Genomic DNA, 17,873 nt, shown 5'->3' with positions numbered 1-17,873 from the left:
GGCTCTACCTGTGGACACGTTGGCGATCTTCGGTGCCGGCAAGCTCGGCGAGGCGCTGCTCTCCGGTCTCCGCCGGGCCGGGCGCACCCCGGAGGAGATCGTCATCGTCGAGCGGTACGAGGAGCGCGCGGCGTTCCTGCTTGAGAAGTACCAGGTGCGGGCCGTAGCGCCGGCCGAGGCCGTGGCGCACGCGCGGACGCTGATCGTCGCGGTGAAGCCGCAGGACGTCGGGGTGCTGCTGGACTCGCTGGCGCCGGTGGTGACACCCGATCACCTCGTGGTGTCGGTCGCGGCGGGCATTCCGACGAAGTACTACGAGCAGCGGCTGGCTGACGGCGTCCCGGTGATCCGGGTCATGCCGAACACGCCGGCGTTGGTCGACGAGGCGATGAGCGTCGTCTCGGGGGGTGCGCACGCCGAGGAGAAGCACCTGGCTGCCGCCGAGGCGCTGCTGCGGCCGGTGGGGAAGGTCCGGCGGTTGCCGGAGTCGCAACAGGACGCGGTCACGGCGCTGTCCGGGTCGGGGCCCGCGTACTTCTTCTTCCTCGTCGAGGCGATGATCGATGCGGGGATCCTGCTCGGGATCCCGCGGGACGTCGCGGCGGACCTGATCGTCCAGAGTGCACTCGGTGCCGCGAAGATGCTCAGTGAGGCCGGGACCCACCCGGTGCAGTTGCGTGAAGCGGTCACGTCGCCCGGCGGCACGACGATTGCCGCGATCCGTGAACTCGAGCGGCACGGCGTCCGCGCGGCCCTGATAGACGCCATCGAAGCCGCCCGGAACCGCAGTGTCGAACTTGGACATTTGTACTGACGCCCACCGTGTCTCGTGGGGTTCGCGGGAGCGCTGGGGTCCGATTGGCGGACGGCTCGTGCAAATGGTGGGACGGATTGGGCCGTCCGGGACGTGACAAAACATGAATCGCGTCGGTCTAAAGTGGGGCATACCTGGGCGAAACCATGTCCAATGTTGCGATCAGCATGGACAGAGTTGCTGAGAGTGTCGCTCGCTCCCACTTGCACCGTTACTCTACTAAGAGCACGTGCGTGACCACCGTGCCGGAGGGGAAGCCGGCACCCGATACGTGCCCGGGTGAGGTGGGTCGTATGGCAGTAGCAGGACCGTCCAATCTGTCCGACGTTAGGTTCCTCACCGTCGCTGAGGTGGCGACGTTGATGCGAGTCTCGAAGATGACCGTGTACCGGCTCGTGCATTCCGGCGAGCTGAACGCAGTACGGGTCGGGCGCTCGTTCCGTGTGCCCGAGCGTGCCGTTCACGAATATCTTCGCGACGCGTTCACCGACACCGCCTAGTGACGGCTTTGCCCGGAGAGGGGCACGCAGCGGCCGGGGAGTCCGTTGCTTCCTCCGCTCCGAGCAGAGGACCTGACCTGACCGGGTGAGGTGTACCACCACCGGTGGCGCACACCACCCACGAGAAGAGCCGTGGCGCACGAGGGACCCCCTTTCCCTCAACGCCCCGGCTTTTTTCGTTGTGGGCGGCCCGCTCAGGGCGACGCTGACAGGCGAGCGCGCCGACGCCGGACAGCAGGCCAAAGGTCACGACGTCGGCGCGCTCGACTGCCAGCGACACCCTGAGCGGGCTCCAGGTTCAGACGCTCGCGCCTGGCGGCGCTCGACACGCGCTCGCGCCTGCGGCGCTCGACACGCGGGCTGCGGGCTCGATCAGGAACGCCTGGAGCCCGGGCGGGCTGGGTGAGGCGGCTCGGGATAAGGTGGGGGTCCGTCTTACTGTCGTCGTCGTAGAACATTGAGGAAGTCGTATGGGTTCGGTCATCAAGAAGCGCCGCAAGCGGATGGCGAAGAAGAAGCACCGCAAGCTCCTGAAGCGGACCCGCGTCCAGCGTCGCAACAAGAAGTAGGCCCGCACCCGGGGAGGCAGCATGCCGGCAGAGGAAAGACCGCCGGGGCTGCCCCGGGTCGCCTTGGTCACCGGCGTCAGCCGATACTTCGGGAGTCGGCTGGCCGCTCGTCTCGCGGCCGACCCGGGTATCGAACGGGTCCTCGGGGTCGACACGGTGGCACCCGACGCGGAAACCGCTGAGCGGATCGGCCGCACGGAGTTCGTGCGAGCCGACATCCGCAACCCGTTGATCGCGAAGGTCATCGCGGACGCCGGTGTCGACACCGTCGTCCATATGAGTGTGCTCGCGACCCCGGCCGGTCTGGGCGGTCGGGCGTCGATGAAAGAGCTGAACGTCATCGGCTCGATGCAGCTGCTCGCCGCGTGCCAGAAGGCCCCGACGGTCCGCAAGCTCGTCGTACGCTCGTCCACGGCCGTCTACGGAGCCTCCCCGCGCGACCCGGCGGTGTTCACCGAAAGCATCCAGGCGAAGCAGAGCCCCCCGAGCGGCTACGCCAAGGATGCCACCGAGGTCGAGGGGTACGTCCGCGGCTTCACCCGGCGACGCCCGGACGTCATCGTCACGACGCTGCGGCTGGCGAACATGCTCAGCCCGCGGATCGACACGCCGCTGGCGCGCTACTTCGCGCTGCCGGTGGTGCCCACCGTGCTGGGCTTCGACGCCCGCCTGCAGTTCCTGCACGTCGAGGACGGCCTCGACGTGCTGACCCGGGCCGTCTGCGAGGACCACCCGGGCACGTTCAACGTCGCCGGGCCGGGGTCGCTGCTGCTTTCGCAGGCGATCCGCCGGGCCGGGCGAGTGCCACTGCCGGTGCCGTCGATCACCGCGCCCTATCTGGGCATGGTCGTCCGGCAGGCCGGCTCGATCGACTTCTCGCCCGAGCAGACGCGCCTGCTCACCTACGGGCGGGTCGTGGACATCACCCGGCTGCAGCAGGAGTTCGGGTTCACCCCGGCGTACTCGACCGCTACTGCGTTCGACGACTTCGTACGGGGTAGTGACCTGGCGTCCGTGCTGTCGGCCGACAATCTCGCAGCGGTCGAGCGGATGATCAGGACGCGCTGGTCGGCGGCGCGCAGGCTCGTGGAGTCGGTCCGTTCCCGCTAGCGCGAGACCCCTGGTTCGGCAAGGAGTGCCCGCAGATGCCCGACGCCCAGATCATTCCCTTCGACGGTGGCAACAAGGCTGAGCCCGTGGTGTCCACGGACGAGGGCGTCACCGCCAACGCCGACGCCGGTACCGCGGACGAGAAGGTCACCGTGGAGGTCGCCGCGGAGCCGGCGCCGCGCAAGGCCCCCGCCAAAAAGATCGCGAAGAAGGCCGTGCGGCCGCCGGCCAAGAAGCCCGCAGCACCCGCCGCGCCCTCGGCTACTGCGAAGGACCGCGGCACGGCCGCGCCCGCGGCGCCCGCCGCATCGGCGGCGGCGCCCACTGAAGGCCGCCGCGCGGCGGCGCCCTCGGCATCGGCGGCGTCCGCGGCGGGCGTCGAGGATCAGTGGGATCGGCGGATCGCTGGGACGTTGGCGTTCTTGCGGCGGCGGCTGACCGGGGAGTACGAGACCGACGAGTTCGGCTTCGACCCGGAGTTCTCCCAGTCCGTGCTGGCCCCCGCGCTCCGCCCGCTCTACGAAAAATGGTTCCGGGTGGAGATCTCGGGCCTGGAACACGTCAGCGACACCGGCGGCGCGCTGGTCGTCGCGAACCACTCCGGCACGATCCCGATCGACGCCACGATGCTGCAGCTCGGGCTGCTCGACCACCACCCGGCCGCGCGCAAACTCCGCCTGCTCGCGGCCGACCTGGTGTTCCAGATGCCGTTCGTGGGCGAGCTGGCCCGCAAGTCCGGCAGTACGCTGGCTTGCCAGCCCGACGCCGAGCGCCTGCTGTCCGGCGGCGAGCTCGTCGGCGTGTTCCCGGAGGGCTTCAAGGGCGTCGGCAAGCCGTTCAGCGAGCGCTACAAGCTGCAGCGGTTCGGCCGCGGCGGCTTCGTGTCCGCGGCGCTCGCGACGAAGGCCCCGATCATCCCGTGCGCGATCGTCGGCGCCGAGGAGATCTACCCGAAGATCGGCGACGCGAAGGTCATCGCGCGCATGTTCGGGCTGCCGTACTTCCCGCTGACGCCGACGTTCCCCTGGCTCGGCCCGTTGGGCGCGGTGCCGCTGCCGTCGAAGTGGTACATCGAGTTCGGCGAGCCGATCGAGACGTCGGACCTGGCGGCGGGCGCGGACGACCCCATGCAGGTGTTCAACCTGACCGACCAGGTGCGCGAGACGATCCAGCAGATGCTGTACCAGTTGCTGATGCGTCGTCCGTCCGTCTTTGGGTAACCGGCTCCGCATGAGTGAAAGCACAGGAGTGACCGACGAAGAACGCCGCCGGGCGATGGCGACCTACTCGGGCGACGGGCAGAACGACGACCCCACCGGCGGCGACGCGCTGGCTGAAGTCATCCAGGCCCGCGAGTCCGAGGACGACGACGAGCGTCCCACCCCGGACAGCGGCGGCCAGGGCCCGACGAGCCACTAGGCGATCTTGCGGCGGACCGCCAACGTTCCGGCCACGCCGCCGGCGATCACGCCGGCGGCGGCCACGGCCGGAGCTCCGACCTTGGCGGCCTTGCGTGCCGTGCGGTAGTCACGCACCTGCCAGCCACGCTCGCGCGCCTCGCGCCGGAGCGCCGAGTCGGGGTTGATCGCCACGCCGGTGCCCACCGTGCTGAGCATCGGGACGTCGTTCACCGAGTCGCTGTACGCGGTGCAGCGGGACAGGTCGAGCCCTTCGCGGCGGGCCAGCGAGAGCACCGCCTCCGCCTTCGCCGGGCCGTGCAGCGGCTCGCCCACCAACCGGCCGGTGTACTTGCCGTCGACGATCTCGGACACGGTGCCGAGAGCTCCGGTGAGCCCGAGCCGGTGCGCGATGATGTTCGCCAGCTCGACCGGCGTCGCGGTGACCAGCCAGACGCGCTGACCGGCGTCCAGGTGCATCTGGGCGAGCGCACGCGTGCCCGACCAGATGCGCTTGGCCATGACCTCGTCGTAGATGTCCTCGGCGTGGCCGACGATCTCGTCGACCTCGCGCCCGGCGACGAACGCGAGCGCGGCCTGGCGGGCCGTCACCATGTTGGCGGCGTCCTCGACCCCGGACATCCGGAACTTGACCTGCTGGAACGCGAATCCGAGCAGGTCACGGCTGCTGAAGTACTTGCGCGCGGCCATGCCCCGGGCGAAGTGGTAGATCGATGCGCCGGCGATCATCGTGTTGTCGACGTCGAAGAACGCGGCGGCACCCAGGTCGGGCGTGACTGCTGTCGGCGCTTCGACCTCGGCCGCGGCTGCGCTCGCAGCACCGGCCACCACGGCGAGAGCGTCCTGGTGGGCGCGACCGCGTCGGGTGAGCGTGATCACTCGCTACCTCCACTGACGTGCAGAAACGCCTTGTCGACCCCGGGGCGTGCGAACGGGGCGGCCGGTCCCCAGTGTAGAGGCGGCCGCATTCCCCGCTCTGTGCCGACCGGGGCAACAGAACGTGAGCCGTGCACGCCCACTGAATGAACGCCCGGGGCGGTCGAACTAGTCCGTTTCTCTGCTTCCGAGTGGGCCCGCGTTCCCGCTTCCGAGGGGGCTTCGTCCGACGCTGTCGATCGTGTCGTGCACGGACCCGACCAGTGGCGTGATCGGTGACCCGGACATCGGGGTCGGGAACCCGCTACCGGACTGCGGAACCATGCTCTCGACGGCCTTGGAGGGGTCGAAGTCCTCGGCGGCCGTCGTGCCGGCGGCGCTCTCGGACGGTTCCGGGCTCGGCGTCCGGGACCTCCGGTTGTAGCCGTTGGATCGAGGCCGGGTGGGCCACGACGTCGTCGGCTCCTCCGACGGGAGTGAGGTCTCTTCGGCCGGCGGGTCCACGCACTCGCGCGGGAGCGGGCCCAGCCCGTCGACAGTCAGCGGATCGGCGCAGCGCAGCACACCTCGTAGGTCGACCGAACGCTTGCTGATCTGGTCGACCAGCGCGAGCGACGTACGGATCCGTTGCGCGGCGAGTGGCAGTGTGGTGCCGGCGTTCGCCAGGACGCTCAGCTCGCGGTGCTGGGCGAGCGCGAACTCGTCGACCAGGTCGAGCGGCGCGGGGTGGTGCTGCGTGGCGGCTGCGGTACCCAGGTCGTTCATTCCGAGCCGGGTGTCGCTGTCCATGTCGTTCAGCAGGCGGTCGAGCTGGCGCTGGTCGCGGGTGGCGGCCGCGGCCTCGGCGAGGCGGTTGCGCGCGAACTCGAGGTGGAGCTGGCCGCGAGCGACGGCCGAGCGGGCCAACGTGAGCTGAGCGGTCTCCCGGCTGCGTTTGACGCCGTAGAGCGCGTCTCCGGGGTTCGCGTTCGAGCTGGCGAACCCGACCCCGGACAGCGCGACCAACCCGGCGAGCGTGCCGCTGACGACCGTCACGCGGCGGGGCACCCGGCGCCGGGAACCGGGGAGCGGGTGGAGCAATCCGGGCTCGGCGTCCACCGGGGGTGGCGGCCGGAAACCCGGCTCGGCGTTGATGCCGTGGACCGACGCCACCGCGATCAGGCGCTGGCGCAGCCGGTCGCGGAACTCGTCGTCCGGCCGGACCTGCGATCCGGCGCTCGAGAGTCGTTCGGCCAGCTGCACCAGGTCCGTGACGTCCTCGGCTGCCCGGTGCACCCCGACGGGGTGCGGTGGCGCTGCGTGCTGGCCGGTATGTCGCGAGCGCCCGGGGTGATCGACTGCCCGACTGCCTCGGCGCGCCGTCATCCGAGCGTTGAAGTCCCGGGCCCGACGGCGTTCCGCTGGGCTCAACATCACCGTGGGCACCTCCTCTCCGCCCCCCACGTTCCGGCGATACCGGACCGAGGAACCGACTGCCTCGGCATCCCGGATAACGCGACGCGCCGTCCGCGGGTTACGGGGCGGAGCCGGTTCACGGCGTGAATCCCTCCGGAAGCAGTCGGCCGAGCGTTCTGACCGCCCGGTACTGGAGTGCCTTGATGGCGCCGTCGTTCTTTCCCATGATCTGGGCCGTCTCGGTGACCGAGAGCCCCTGGAGGAATCGCAAGGTGATGCACTCCTGCTGTTCGGGGTTGAGGCGGCGCACGGCGTCGAGCAGCGTGGCGTTGTCGAGGCGGGTGAGCACCTCGGCCTCCGGGCGGCCCTCGGGCCCCGGTGCCTCGTCGTCGGCGTCGAGCATGTCCGCGGTGGTCACTTCCAGCCGGGCGCGCGCCGACTTGTAGTGGTCGGCGATCAGGTTGCGGGCGATCGTGACCAGCCAGGCGCCCAGGTCGCGGCCCTGCCAGGTCACGCTGCCGATCCGTCGCAGCGCACGCAGCCAAACCTCGCTGGTCAGGTCCTCGGCCACGGTCCGAGAGCCGATCCGGTACGAGATGTACCGGTAGACCGTGTCGAAGTACCTGTCGTAGATCCGGGCGAACGCCTGGGGATCGCCGGCCTGTGCCTGCCGCACCAGCTCCCAGACGTCCTCGTCGTCGACCTCGGGTGCGGTGACGGTCGCCCGGCCACGGCCGGAGCCGCGGGTCGGACGGGGGACGTAATTGCGCTGGTCGGGGTCGTCCGGGCCCGGTCCGCTGCCGCCGCCGGGGTGGCCGACGACGACGTCGCCGGAGGTCTCCGCGTCGACGGGTCGACGTGGAGCCGGGTTGCGCAGCGCACGGGAGCTCGGCCGCCCCGGCCGGTTGGGGCGCGGGTCGGCTCGATGCGGCTCAGCGGTCGGCGCGTCGGACTCCGCTCCCGGCTGGGCCGGGAGCGCAGGCGCGGCCGCCGTGCCACTCGTCGGCAGCGCGGGCAGCGGCAGCGCGACGGTCGGAGTGCTGTCCGCATCTCCGTCCGCACGCGGAACCGACATTGCACCGCGCGCCCACGGAATCCGCGCACCGTCCCGCCTGCCGGTGACACACCGCAGCCCGGGTGCAAGCCCGGCCAGCCCGGCACGGCTGGTCAGCGTAGTGCGGTTGCGCAGGTCGACCAGCGCTTTCCGCAGGTCGGAGAGGTCGAGTTCCAGCTCGATGCCCCCCGGCAACGCGCCGTACCCCGCCATTCCGCCGATCATGACCGTCCCCCCAAGTGGTCCGCCGAGACCGTCGGAGAAGCCGCGAGCAACGGCTTCGGTCGATCGGTAGGACGGCGACCGGGCGGACCGATTACAGCATGTACTTGTCTAGTGACGGAGAGATCATACTTTCCCCAAGGCTCTCGCCGCGTCGGGGACGCACACACCACGACATTTCTTCCATTCCGGCCCCCTTGCCGTGCACTGCGGCACATCCTGGCACTGCCGCACCACTCAGAGTTGCAAAAAGTAGTCACCGCCCCCGTACTGGGGACAGTGGCGCGCCAACATGCCCGTGATTGGCCCCCGAACGTCCCTCGGAACGCATCGGACTCAGCCAACCCTCTGGTGACGGACACGGGCTGGCAAACTTTTGTCATGGCTTCGACTGCGCACACCGTGACATTGCTGACCCGCGTGGGATGTCATCTCTGTGACGACGCCAAAGACGTGATCGCGCGAATCGCCGCGCAGACCGGCGTCGAGTGGAACGAGGTGGACGTCGACGCGGACCCGGAACTGGCGTACGAGTACGGCGACCGAGTGCCTGTCGTTCTGCTCGACGGCAAGGAACACGGTTTCTGGCGGGTCGAGGAAACGCGTCTTCTGCGCGACCTCGCACGCTGAATCGAGGTGACCGGCAGGTTAACGGGCGGTGTGTGACGGGAAGAACACGAACGGTGCTTGTGTCGCTCGTCACCGAGCCTCTGGCCTGCGGCGTCGACTTTGTGCAGGCGTTCACAAGCGGCTACGGTGAGGGTCAAGCGCTGTACGCCACAGGCCCGGCCACAGGGTTTCTTCCAGTACCCGGCGGGGCCGGACGGCGCGACCATTAGTCGGCGTCCGCACCGTCGAGGAGACCGATGTCGTCCGGAAATCGTCCGCGCATCCGCGCCGCGGGGAGAACCCGCGGTGTGCCCGAAGCGACGGTCGCCCGGCTACCGGTCTATCTGCGCGCTCTGCATGCGCTCGCCGACGCCGGTCACGACACGGTGTCCTCCGAGGAACTCGCGGTGGCGGCCGGCGTCAACTCGGCCAAGCTGCGCAAGGACCTCTCCCACCTCGGTTCCTACGGCACGCGCGGGGTCGGCTACGAGGTCGCGCTTCTCGTCGACCAGATCTCCCGGGCGCTCGGGCTCACGCAGCGTTGGGCCGTGGTGCTGGTCGGCGTCGGAAATTTGGGCCACGCCCTGGCCGGCTACGCCGGCTTCGCGTCCCGTGGGTTCCGGATCGCTGCCCTCTTCGATGCCGACGCCGAACGCGTGGGCGAGACGATCGCGGGGCAGGAGATCCGCCACATCGACGACCTCGACCGGGTGGTCGCGGAGGAGCAGGTGTCGATCGGCGTGATCTCCACGCCCGCCGACGCGGCCCAGGAAGTGGCCGATCGGCTGGTCGAGGCCGGGGTCACCAGCATCCTCAACTTCGCTCCGTGCGTCCTGCAGGTGCCCGACGGGGTCGACGTCCGCAAGGTCGACCTCGCGCTCGAACTCCAGATCCTCTCCTTCCACGAACAGCGGAAGGCTGACAGCGCCGGCACGGTTACCCCTCTGCCGGCTGCTCACGTCGACGCCCGGGAGGTCGTCGCCCAGTGAGCGGGTATCGAACCGGGAGCACCGAGCGGAGCGTGCACCAGGCATGAGCGTCGTCGTCGTCGGTCTCAACCACCGCACCGCACCCGTCCGCCTGCTGGAGCGGGCGTCCGTGCCGTCACCGCAACTCGGCGGTGTACTCGCCGAGCTGATCAGCGGCACGAACGTGGCGGAAGCTGTCGTCCTCTCCACCTGTAACCGGGTGGAGGTGTACGCCGCGGTCAACACGTTCCACGGTGCGCTCCACGAGATCGGTCAGGTGCTGGCCACCCGCACCGGCGTGCACATCGCCGAGCTGGCCGACCACCTCTACGTCCACTACTCCGACGCCGCGGTCCGCCACGTCTTCTCGGTCGTCTCCGGCCTGGACTCCCTGGTCGTCGGCGAGCCGCAGATCCTCGGCCAGCTCCGTGACGCCTACAACGCCGCCGACGGCCACGGCGCCCCCGGGCGCGTGCTGCACGAGGTGATGCAGCAGGCGCTGCGCGTCGGCAAGCGCGTCCACACCGACACCGACATCGACCACGCCGGCCAGTCGGTGGTCACGGCCGCGCTGCGGCTGGGCGCCGAGAAGGTCGGCCCGCTGGTCGGTCGTCGCGCGCTCGTCGTCGGCGCCGGTTCGCTCGGTGCGCTCGCCGCGGCGACGCTGCAGCGCGAGGGCGTCGGCCACATCACGGTCCTCAACCGCACCGCCGACACCGCGCACCGCGTCGCTGCCGGGGTCGGTGGCACCGGCGGTGACCTGAGCGGCATCCGCGACGCGCTCGCCGAAGCCGACGTCATCGTCACCGCGACCGGTTCCACCGAGCCCGTGCTCACCTACCAGGACGTGTCGGCGGCGATGGCGGCTCGTGGCCCGTCGGCACCGGACCTGGTCATCCTCGACCTCGCGGTGCCCCGCGACACCGAGCGGGCGGTCGACACGCTGCCGGGCGTCGTCGTGCTGGACATCGAGGCGCTCACCGTCGCGCTGGCCGACGCGCCGGCGTCGGCCGCCGTCGACACCGCGAAATCGATCATCGAGTCCGAGGTGCAGGCGTTCGCGGCCTGGCAGCGCGCCGGCGAGGTCGCCCCCACCGTGGTCGCGCTGCGTGCGCGCGCCGACCAGGTCGTCGCGGGGGAGCTCGACCGGCTGCACAGCCGGCTCCCGAACCTGGACGAGGCCTCCCGCCGCGAGGTGGAGAAGACGGTCCGCCGGGTCGTGTCGACGCTCCTGCACACGCCCACAGTGCGGATGAAAGAGCTGGCCAGTGCACCGGGCGGTGACCGCTACGCTGCGGCGGTCCGCGAACTGTTCCTGCTCGACGGCCACGCGCGGCCGGCGGCGGCCGTGACGGTCGACCCGTCGGGCCCGGACGGCAACCCCTGGGTGCTGAGTAGCGAAGAGGTTTCGGCCGACCGGGAGGTAAAGGGATGAGCCGGGCGCTGCGCCTGGGGACGCGGGCTTCGAAGCTCGCGCTCGCCCAGTCGGGCGACGTCGCCGAGGCGATCACTGCCACCACCGGCCGTGAGGTCGAGTTGGTGCACATCAGCACCGAGGGCGACCGCGACCGGACGACGCCGCTGACGCAGATCGGCGGCACCGGCGTCTTCGTGTCCGCGCTGCGTGACGCGCTGCTCGCCGGACGGATCGACATCGCGGTCCACTCGTACAAGGACCTGCCCACCGCGGCCGCCGAGGGCCTGACGATCGCGGCGGTACCGGTTCGGGCCGACACCCGCGACGCGCTGATCGCCCGCGACGGTCTCACGCTGGACAAGCTGCCGCCCGGCGCCCGCATCGGCACCGGCGCACCCCGTCGGATCGCGCAGGTGCTCGCGGCCCGCCCCGACGTGGAGTGCGTCCCGATCCGCGGCAACGTCGACACCCGGATGGGCAAGGTGTCCAGCGGAGAGCTCGACGCGGTCGTGCTGGCCGTGGCCGGCCTGGCCCGGCTCGGCCGCGACGCCGAGATCACCGAGGCGCTCGATCCGGACGTCGTCGTGCCCGCTCCGGCGCAGGGAGCGCTCGCTGTCGAGTGCCGCGCCGACGACCCCGATTTGGTCGAACTGCTAGGTGCGCTCGAAGATGTGAATGCCCGCGCCGAAGTGATCGCCGAGCGTTCGCTGCTCGCCGCACTGGAAGCCGGGTGCAGCGCACCGGTCGCGGCATGGGCCACGGCCACCACCACTGAGCTCACATTGCGGGCGCGGGTCGCGTCGCTGGACGGCACCTCGGTGCTGACCGACGCGCGGACGATCCCCGTCTCCCGCCCGCATGACGATTTGCACACCGACGCCGAAGCGGTCGGAAGGCAGCTCGCTGCCGACCTCCTCGCTGCCGGCGCCGACACCCTAATGGGGAGAACCGCATGACCCGTCGCTCCACGACTGGCCGGATCACGTTCGTCGGGGCTGGCCCCGGCGACCCGGGGCTGCTGACCCGGCGTGCGCTCGACGCCGTCGCTGACGCCGACCACATCCTGCACGACCGGTCGCTCCCGGCGACCCTGCTGGCCGCGGTGGTCGCCGGTGCGCCCGCCGAGGTCGAGGTCAGCGTCGCCGAGGGCGCTGCGGGTGACGTCGCCAAGGTGCTGCTGTCCGGGGCCCGCTCCGGGCGCACCGTCGCCCGTCTGGTCGCCGGCGACCCGCTGACCGCGGAGTCGATAGTCCGCGAGGTGCAGGCCGTCGCCCGCACGTCCGTGCCGTTCGAGGTCGTCCCGGGTGTGCCGCTCGCGGAGGGTGTCACCGGCTACGCCGGTGCGCCGACCGGTGGTCTGCGCACGACCGTCGAGGTCCGCGACGTCACCGCCCTCGATTTCGACGCGATGGTCGCGGTGCCCGGCTCGCTCACGCTGACGCTGGACGCCGGTGACCTCCCCGCCGTCCGTGACGGGCTGCTCGCGGCCGGGATGAGCGGTCAGGCGACAGTGCTGGTGACCGGCGACGGCACCACCGACACCCAGTCCACCTCGGTCTCGACGCTCGACGGCATCGTCGACGCGGCGATCGGGCTCTACGGCACGCTGGTCGTCTCGATCGGCGCCGGTGTGGGGCTGCGCGACAAGCTCTCCTGGTGGGAGTCGCGTCCGCTCTACGGCTGGAAGGTCCTGGTGCCGCGCACCAAGGAGCAGGCCGGTGCGATGAGCGCGCAGCTGCGCGGTTGGGGCGCCATCCCGGAGGAGGTGCCGACGATCGCCGTCGAGCCGCCCCGGACGCCTGCTCAGATGGAGCGGGCGATCAAGGGCCTGGTGACCGGCCGGTACGAGTGGGTCATCTTCACCTCCACGAACGCCGTGAAGGCGGTCTGGGAGAAGTTCGCCGAGTTCGGTCTCGACGCTCGCGCGTTCGCCGGCGTGAAGATCGCCTGCGTCGGTGACGCCACCGCGGCGGCCGTCGAGGCGTTCGGCGTCAAGGCGGAGCTGCTGCCGAGCGGTGAGCAGTCGAGCGACGGCCTGCTGGCCGACTTCCCGCCCTACGACGAAGTACTGGACCCGATCGACCGGATCCTGCTGCCGCGCGCCGACATCGCGACCGAGACGCTGGCCGCCGGTCTGATCGAGCGTGGCTGGGAGGTCGACGACGTCACGGCCTACCGCACCGTCCGGGCGGCTCCGCCGCCCGCGCCGATCCGCGACGCGATCAAGTCGGGCGGGTTCGACGCGGTGCTGTTCACGTCGTCCTCCACCGTGCGGAACCTGGTCGGCATCGCCGGCAAGCCGCACGCGCGGACGGTCGTGGCCTGCATCGGGCCGAAGACCGCCGACACCGCGCGCGAACTCGGTCTGCGGGTCGACGTCCAGCCGGAGACGGCGAACGTGCCGTCGCTGGTGGAGTCGCTGGCCGAGTACGCGCTCGAGCTCCGGGAGAAGCTGGCCGCGCTGCCGGCCAAGCCCCGGCGCGGCGCGAAGGCGCAGGGGCCCACGGCTGGTCGACTGGCACGGTAGGGATTTACCGGTTCAGGTGACGCACAGAACGTCAACTGAACCAGCAAACGAGGTACCGCGTCCTGCACAGTAGAGGGCGGGACGCGGGGAGAGGGAGATACGCATGAGCGGGACGTTGCGGCGAGCCACTGCCGGTGCGCCGTCACTCGAAAAGCTCTGCCCCGGCCTCTCGCCGGGCAGCGGTGGCGGCGGTGGCGGGTTCCCGAGCGTGCGTCCGCGGCGGCTGCGGCAGAGCCCGGCCATGCGTCGCCTGGTCTCCGAGGTGCGGCTGCACCCGGCCGACCTCGTCCTCCCGCTGTTCGTCAAGGAAGGCATTCCCGAGGCGCGGCCGATCCGGTCGCTGCCCGGCGTCTTCCAGCACTCGCGTGACTCGCTGCGCCGGGCCGCCCACGAGGCCGTCTCCGCCGGTATCGGCGGTCTGATGCTGTTCGGTGTCCCGAACGAGCGGGACCACTGCGGCACGACCGACGCCGTGCTCAACGAGGCGGTCGCCGACGTGATCGCCGAGGTCGGGCAGGACACGGTCGTGATGACCGACCTGTGCCTGGACGAGTTCACCGACCACGGCCACTGCGGGATCCTGGCCGCCGACGGCACCGTCGACAACGACGCCACGCTGCTGCGGTACGCGGAGATGGCAGTCGCGCAGGCCGACGCCGGGGCACACGTGCTCGGGCTCTCCGGGATGATGGACGGTCAGGTCGGGGTGGTGCGGGCGGCGCTGGACGCGGCGGGCCACACCAACACGGTGATCCTCGCCTACGCGGCGAAGTACGCGTCGGGCTTCTACGGACCGTTCCGGGACGCGGTGGAGTCGCAGCTGCAGGGCGACCGGAAGACGTACCAGCAGGACCCGGCGAATGCGGCCGAGGCGCTGCGTGAGGTGGCGTTGGACGTCGCCGAGGGTGCCGACATCATCATGGTGAAGCCGGCGTTGCCGTATCTCGACGTGCTGCGGCAGGTCGCGGACGCGGTGGACGTGCCGGTGGCGGCTTACCAGGTGTCTGGTGAGTACGCGATGGTCGAGGCTGCTGCGGCCAACGGGTGGATCAACCGTGAGCAGGTCATGATGGAGACGCTGATCGGTGCGCGTCGTGCCGGTGCGGACTTCGTTCTGACGTACTGGGCCACGGAAGCCGCCGGGCTGCTGTCCTAGCGTGGCCGCTTATCCGTGAGCGCCGGCCCGGCCAGGCGGCTCGTGATGACCGCGAGGGCGAGTGCCACCGGGATGAGTAGCCAGCCCAGGGTGGCTACGGCCCAGACGAGGCTGGCGAAGCCCGTCGCCAGGTAGCGGCAGGCGAGGAGCACCGCGAGGGCGGTGCCCAGCCAGCCGGCGGCGGTCTTGGCGATCATCATCGGCGACGAGGTGCCGCCGCGGCGGATCAGGCCGACGAAGATCAGCAGCAGGAGTGGGATCGCGGCGAGGCGGGCCGCGGTATCGCCGGTCTTGATCCAGGCGGTGATCGGGTCGGGGATGCTGCCGAGCGCGCGGCTGATCACGGAGCTGGCCTCGAAGGCGCCACCGAGCCACGGTGGGGAGCTGGGTGCTCCGACGAGGTCACGGACGAACGGGGCCTGGGCGACGGCGTCGAGCAGCGCGATCAGGATCAGCACGAGCAGCCAGCGGCTCCACGCCCGGCGCCCGGTCTGGGTGCCGATCGGCGGGCACTGAATGCGCTGCCACGGCACCCTCCGAGCCGGCTTCAACCCCGCAGCCCCCACCCGAGCGTCCCGCCCCCCGGGCGCCCCACCGGGCGCCGCCTGCGGACGCCACGGCGCCCGCTGCTGCGGCGCCCCGGGCCGCCCATTGACGGCCGCCGGGGGAGCGGCGGGGCGGGGGGTGGATTTCAGGCGGGCGGCGGCGCCCTGGAGGCGGGCGGCGCCCTCTTTGAGTTTGGCTACTGCCAGCTCGGCGGGCGGCACGTCGGGGGCCGCAGTGCCGGCGGCGGGCTTGGGGCGGATGAGGGCGACCGGCCGCTCGGAGGCGCTGACCGGAACGATCGGCGCCCCGCCGGAGCGCCGCGAAAACCGGTCGGCCAGGTACTCGACGATGTCCGGCAACTCATCGTCGGCACCCGACGAGGCACCCGGCGACGAAGCACCCGGGGGTGGGGCATCCGCGCTGGTGAACGGACGCGTCGGCGCCGGCCGGTGACGAATCGCGTTCCCGACCTCGGACGGCAACCACGAATGCTGCTCGGAGAACGATCCGACCTGCCGCACCACCCAGTCCAACGAGGGCCGGTCACCCGGCTCTTTCGCGAGGCAGCGCCCGATCAGCTCAGCGAGCCCGGTCGGCAGCCCCGACAGGTCGGGCGGCGCGGTGAACACCCGGTTCGCGACCGCGAACGACTGCCCGGCCCCGAACGGCGCGACCCCCGTCGCGGCATGCGCCAACACCGCACCCAACGAAAAGATGTCACTGCTCGGCGCCAACGCCGCACCAGCCAGGTGCTCCGGCGACATGTACCCCGGCGTGCCGAGCAACGGCCCGTCCCCGGTCAGATCGATCCCCTCGACCGCTTTGGCGATCCCGAAATCGATCACCCGCGGACCGTTCTCCGAGAGCAGCACGTTCGACGGCTTCAGATCCCGGTGCACGACCCCGGCAGCGTGAATGACCTGCAGCGCCTCCGCCAACCCGGCGGCAAGCGCCCGCACCGTGTGCTCCGGCAACGCCCCGTGCTCGGTGAGCACCTGCGACAGCGACTGCCCGCGGATGTACTCGGTAGCGAGCCAGGGCGGGTCACCGTCCGGGTCGGCGTCGAGCATCGCGGCCGTGTACGGCCCCCCGACCCGCTGCGCCAGCGCGACCTCACGTCGGAAGCGGGTCCGGAAGTCGGGGTTGATCGCGAGATGGCCGTGCACGGCCTTGACCGCGGCCGGGCGTCCGCCCGGCGAGCGGCCCAGGTAGACCGTGCCCATTCCGCCGGATCCGAGCACGCCGACCAGCTTGTACTGGCCGAGCTGTCCGACAGTTGGTGCACTCACGGACGACGACTCCTCCCCGGGTTTTTCACCTCCATCGTGGCTGCTGAGGTCAAGAAGCGCGACCGTATGCGTCAGCGAATTCGTAAACCCGTTCGACGTAGGCGGGCACGTGGTTGTAGCTGAAAACCGCCGACGACCAGCCGCTGCCCGACGCCAGGTTCTGGTTTCCGGCGCAGAGGTAGTAGCCGGCGGCGAGGGAGGCGTCGTCGATGTCGTACGGGTCCGCGCGGCCGTTGTCGTCGGCGTCGACCGCCCACGACTTCCAGGTCGCGGGCAGGAACTGCATCGGGCCGATCGCGCGGTCGTAGGTGAGGTCGCCGTCGAGCAGGCCCTGGTCGGTGTCCGTGACACGCTCGACGCCGATCCCGGCGAGGGGGACGCCGATGATCGGGCGGCTGCTCGTGCCGTCGGGTTGGAGCGCGGCTCCGCCGTAGCGTCCGTGGTTGGATTCGACCGCGCCGATGCCGGCGAGGAGCGTCCAGGAGAGTTTGCAGTTCGGTTTTGCTCTGGCGAGTACCGCCTCGGCGTAGCCGTAGGCCTGGAGCGCTGTCGGCGGGATGTCGAGCTGGCGGAGGGCGTCGGCCCAGTCGGCGAGTGCGTCCGCGGGGCGGGGTGTGCTTTCTTCGGGGCGGCCGCCGGTCGGGGCGGGGTTCACCTCGGCGCTGGCGGCGCCCTCCTCGGGCAGGCCCGAAGGGGCGAGGGCCGGTGCGTCGGCGGACGGGGTCACCGGGGCGGACACCAGCGGTGGGGCGGGGGCGGAGAGCGGGGTGGGCTCGGGGCGGGTCCAGCTCCAGACGGCGACGCTGGCGGTGGCCAGACAGAGGACGAACGCGGCTGCACCCGCGAGGGGGGCCAGGGTGCGGCCGGGGCGGCGCGAGCGGGCGGTGGGTTGCCAGACGTGCGCGTGCGCTGAGCGCTCGTCGGGGGAGAGGTCCGGCCAGGGGCTGACCGGTGGGTCATCGGGCATCTCGCCGAGGTCGTCGACCTCGGGTTCCGTCTGGGCGACGTACGGTGCCACGGGTTCCGCCGGAGCCGCGGCCGCCAGCTGCGCCCGCACCGGCAACATGTCACCGGCCTCGGTCGGACTGACCCACTTCCGCTCGGGCTCCGGTTCCTCGGGAGGTGTGGCTGCTCGGGCGGCGGCTTCGGATTGGGCCGCTTCGGTCTGGGCGGCCCAGGCCTCGGCGTGCTGGGTCCACGCGACCGCGGCCTGGCGCCACGGCTCGGCCGACAGCTGGGGAGGCTCCTCGGCCGGTGCCGGATCCGGGTCGGAACCAGCCGCCTGGTTCACCCCGTCTTCATCGTCATTGCCCCGTTTTATGCGCACGGTCCCAGGGTGCCTCTTCGGGCGGTCCGGTGCACGCTTCGCCGACCGGGTAGTTCGACTCATGTGCGCAGGTCGG

The 17,873-nt window shown here is 71.2% G+C and carries 16 protein-coding genes and 1 pseudogene; 12 read left to right on the top strand and 5 right to left on the bottom strand.

Annotated elements, in window-relative coordinates; all coding sequences use genetic code 11:
* Positions 1-10 precede the first annotated feature (10 nt).
* From proC to ACGFY5_RS33100, 6 genes are all read left to right on the top strand, one after another.
* Positions 11-814 carry a pyrroline-5-carboxylate reductase gene (gene proC / locus ACGFY5_RS33125; RefSeq protein WP_392726197.1) on the top strand — a complete coding sequence of 268 codons (804 nt, stop codon included), beginning with the start codon at positions 11-13 and terminating at the stop codon, positions 812-814.
* 293 nt (positions 815-1,107) lie between these two features.
* Complete coding sequence (locus ACGFY5_RS33120) at positions 1,108-1,314, top strand: helix-turn-helix domain-containing protein (RefSeq protein WP_035858397.1); 207 nt, start codon at positions 1,108-1,110, stop codon at positions 1,312-1,314.
* Between the two features lie 470 nt (positions 1,315-1,784).
* Entirely contained in the window at positions 1,785-1,883 is a 99-nt protein-coding gene (locus tag ACGFY5_RS33115) for a 30S ribosomal protein bS22 (RefSeq protein ID WP_003948845.1), read from the top strand.
* Between the two features lie 21 nt (positions 1,884-1,904).
* Positions 1,905-2,993: an NAD-dependent epimerase/dehydratase family protein gene (locus ACGFY5_RS33110; protein ID WP_392726195.1), complete on the top strand. Its 1,089-nt coding sequence runs from the start codon at positions 1,905-1,907 to the stop codon at positions 2,991-2,993.
* A 35-nt stretch (positions 2,994-3,028) separates the two neighbouring features.
* Positions 3,029-4,213 (top strand): lysophospholipid acyltransferase family protein, encoded by a 1,185-nt coding sequence (locus ACGFY5_RS33105; protein WP_392726192.1) that lies wholly within the window; start codon positions 3,029-3,031, stop codon positions 4,211-4,213.
* Between the two features lie 10 nt (positions 4,214-4,223).
* A complete protein-coding gene (locus ACGFY5_RS33100; RefSeq protein WP_392726191.1) occupies positions 4,224-4,412 on the top strand; it encodes a hypothetical protein in 189 nt (62 codons plus the stop codon).
* On the opposite strand, the gene ACGFY5_RS33095 is transcribed toward ACGFY5_RS33100, so the two are convergent.
* From ACGFY5_RS33095 to ACGFY5_RS33085, 3 genes and pseudogenes are all read right to left on the bottom strand, one after another.
* A complete protein-coding gene (locus ACGFY5_RS33095; RefSeq protein ID WP_392726189.1) occupies positions 4,409-5,290 on the bottom strand; it encodes an HAD family hydrolase in 882 nt (293 codons plus the stop codon). The two genes, ACGFY5_RS33100 and ACGFY5_RS33095, sit on opposite strands and share 4 nt — an antisense overlap.
* A gap of 165 nt (positions 5,291-5,455) precedes the next feature.
* The gene (locus ACGFY5_RS33090; protein ID WP_392726187.1) at positions 5,456-6,562 is read right to left on the bottom strand and encodes a DUF5667 domain-containing protein; all 1,107 of its coding nucleotides are present in this window, start codon (positions 6,560-6,562) and stop codon (positions 5,456-5,458) included.
* 256 nt (positions 6,563-6,818) lie between these two features.
* Positions 6,819-7,681 (bottom strand): annotated as a pseudogene (locus tag ACGFY5_RS33085) (ECF subfamily RNA polymerase sigma factor, BldN family).
* Between the two features lie 658 nt (positions 7,682-8,339).
* Between ACGFY5_RS33085 and ACGFY5_RS33080 the strand changes: the two are divergent.
* The 6 genes from ACGFY5_RS33080 (at position 8,340) to hemB (ending at position 14,635) form a co-directional block, all read left to right on the top strand.
* A complete protein-coding gene (locus ACGFY5_RS33080) occupies positions 8,340-8,588 on the top strand; it encodes a glutaredoxin family protein (RefSeq protein WP_392726185.1) in 249 nt (82 codons plus the stop codon).
* 236 nt (positions 8,589-8,824) lie between these two features.
* The gene (locus ACGFY5_RS33075) at positions 8,825-9,556 is read left to right on the top strand and encodes a redox-sensing transcriptional repressor Rex (RefSeq protein ID WP_392726183.1); all 732 of its coding nucleotides are present in this window, start codon (positions 8,825-8,827) and stop codon (positions 9,554-9,556) included.
* Between the two features lie 43 nt (positions 9,557-9,599).
* Complete coding sequence (locus tag ACGFY5_RS33070; RefSeq protein WP_392726181.1) at positions 9,600-10,970, top strand: glutamyl-tRNA reductase; 1,371 nt, start codon at positions 9,600-9,602, stop codon at positions 10,968-10,970.
* Positions 10,967-11,908 carry a hydroxymethylbilane synthase gene (hemC, locus tag ACGFY5_RS33065; protein WP_392726178.1) on the top strand — a complete coding sequence of 314 codons (942 nt, stop codon included), beginning with the start codon at positions 10,967-10,969 and terminating at the stop codon, positions 11,906-11,908. The genes ACGFY5_RS33070 and hemC overlap by 4 nt, the downstream gene beginning before the upstream one ends.
* Positions 11,905-13,479, top strand: a complete 1,575-nt coding sequence (locus ACGFY5_RS33060; protein ID WP_392726176.1) for a uroporphyrinogen-III synthase — start codon at positions 11,905-11,907, stop codon at positions 13,477-13,479. Before hemC ends, ACGFY5_RS33060 begins: the two co-directional genes overlap by 4 nt.
* A 103-nt stretch (positions 13,480-13,582) precedes the next feature.
* Positions 13,583-14,635 (top strand): porphobilinogen synthase, encoded by a 1,053-nt coding sequence (gene hemB, locus ACGFY5_RS33055; protein WP_392726174.1) that lies wholly within the window; start codon positions 13,583-13,585, stop codon positions 14,633-14,635.
* Here the strand turns inward: hemB and ACGFY5_RS33050 are convergent.
* Both ACGFY5_RS33050 and ACGFY5_RS33045 read right to left on the bottom strand, forming a co-directional pair.
* Positions 14,632-16,470, bottom strand: coding sequence for a protein kinase (locus ACGFY5_RS33050; RefSeq protein WP_392726171.1), 1,839 nt, complete (start codon positions 16,468-16,470; stop codon positions 14,632-14,634). The genes hemB and ACGFY5_RS33050 overlap by 4 nt on opposite strands.
* 49 nt (positions 16,471-16,519) lie before the next feature.
* Complete coding sequence (locus ACGFY5_RS33045; RefSeq protein ID WP_392726168.1) at positions 16,520-17,761, bottom strand: lytic murein transglycosylase; 1,242 nt, start codon at positions 17,759-17,761, stop codon at positions 16,520-16,522.
* Positions 17,762-17,873: the final 112 nt, after the last annotated feature.

This window comes from Cryptosporangium sp. NPDC048952, from assembly GCF_043197895.1.
Classification (GTDB): Bacteria; Actinomycetota; Actinomycetes; order Mycobacteriales; family Cryptosporangiaceae; genus Cryptosporangium.
The sequence above is the reverse complement of the archived record's forward strand: the minus strand, read 5'-3'. Positions and strand labels throughout refer to the sequence as shown.